Below are 1,649 nucleotides of genomic sequence, written 5' to 3' on the forward strand. Positions count from 1 at the left end.
GGATTTTTTGAATATTAAAATCTCATAAACCAAATTCTCATCGTTGATATTAAGCCTAAATCGAACAAAAGCAAATACAACGGCTACCAGTAAAACTGATAGATTTAGAGATGAAGACCCGCCATAGTAATCCGAAACTACATTCAAAAATAGGACAAAAATGATGGTCATAACAAATGGATATCTATGCGGTTTAATTTTGTATTCCATATCAATTCATCTCCTTTTGTAACTGAATCTTCAATTAAACTGCCCCGTTAGTTCAATAAGAAAATGAGTTGCTTATGTAGTCCGATGATCTTCAACTAAAGCACCCGTTAGTTGAACAAGATTCTTTATGATAATACGCTTTTTAGAACTCGCTTAAATTCGAACTCTTCTTCTAAAAATGGATAATGGTTACTTTGTTCAAAAATATGTAATGAAGCATCCGGAATTAAATCATTCATTTCGATTGAAAAATCCACTGGGCATTGAACATCATGTCTACCGCAAAGAATGATAGTTCTTGTTTTAATAGCTGATAATTGGCGAGTAACATCAAAAATTAGTTGTTCTCTACTAAAAAAATTTAATCTATTTGCAGACATTTTTTTTATTATATTTCCCGAAAAATATAGGTCATAATTTTCAGGTTTAAATAAAGATAATTGAGCTCTTTCTTTAGACAATCTATTCCGGTCATCTCCCACTGTGCGTTGAAGCTTTAAAAGTTCCATTAATTCTTGCATCCTTTTAAATTTAGGATGCCCCTCATTATAAATACACTTACTTGATGATGAGCTATATTCTCTTGCAGAAGAGCCTACAAGAATAAGGGAAATTAAAGAGGATGAAAAATGAATACCATATAAAACTCCAATCATTCCACCTGTAGAATGTCCAGCAAATGTCCATGATGAGTAACCCTTCACTTTTCGAATCTCTTCAAGGTCAAGCACTGCGTCCACCATGCTTAATTCATAGGCATTCTTTGCTTTATCTGAGCTTCCTGCGTCTTTTAAGTTAACTAAAAAAACTTTATTATTGTCTGTAAATGTTTCAGCAAAGTAGTCCCCAGACTCATTAAATTCCGAATAATGATGAGTTATACAAACAGGTTCACCCTCTCCTTTTTCAAACACCTCAAAGCATCCACGAGAGGTTTCAATCATCTCTCTTTTCCATTTGGACATAATTGCTTCCTCCTTTGTAAACCTTTCTATTTCATGTTCAACTAAACTGCCCCGTTAGTTGAACATCAAAAGCCTCACTTAGACACTACATCTTTTCATCATATTACCATATTCTTGATGGGTTTCCTTTTATTATTAGAAAGAAAATTCTGTGAGATTAACGAGAAAAGCAATGCTAATTTGCGCAAGTTTGGTATAGAGATAAATGTCTACTTGACGTAAGTGAACAAACCACCATCATTTCAATAATGTGTAGGTATTACCCTTATTATAATATTGATGTTTTTTTGTACTCTGATTTTCCATGTCCTTTATATAGAAGCAACTGACAAAGTAAAACCCCTTCCACAAATAAGTTAACCCGTTCAGTAATCTGGTACAAAATCTAAATTAAACATACAAAAAGAGCCTAAATTCGCATGAATTGGGCTATTTTAAAACACCTATATATCAAGCTTTGTTAATGATTAACAC

General features: G+C 32.8%; 2 protein-coding genes. Both read right to left on the minus strand.

Features of this window, described 5'->3' with window-relative positions:
* Positions 1 to 210: hypothetical protein (locus tag AC1DOS_RS20010; protein ID WP_477538892.1), on the minus strand; the 210-nt coding region annotated here is incomplete at its 3' end.
* Positions 211 to 335: 125 nt separating this feature from the next.
* Entirely contained in the window at positions 336 to 1,175 is an 840-nt protein-coding gene (locus tag AC1DOS_RS20015) for an alpha/beta fold hydrolase (RefSeq protein ID WP_477538893.1), read from the minus strand.
* Between the last annotated feature and the right edge of the window lie 474 nt (positions 1,176 to 1,649).

The sequence above is a fragment of the Paenisporosarcina sp. P5_A11 genome, assembly GCF_056400705.1.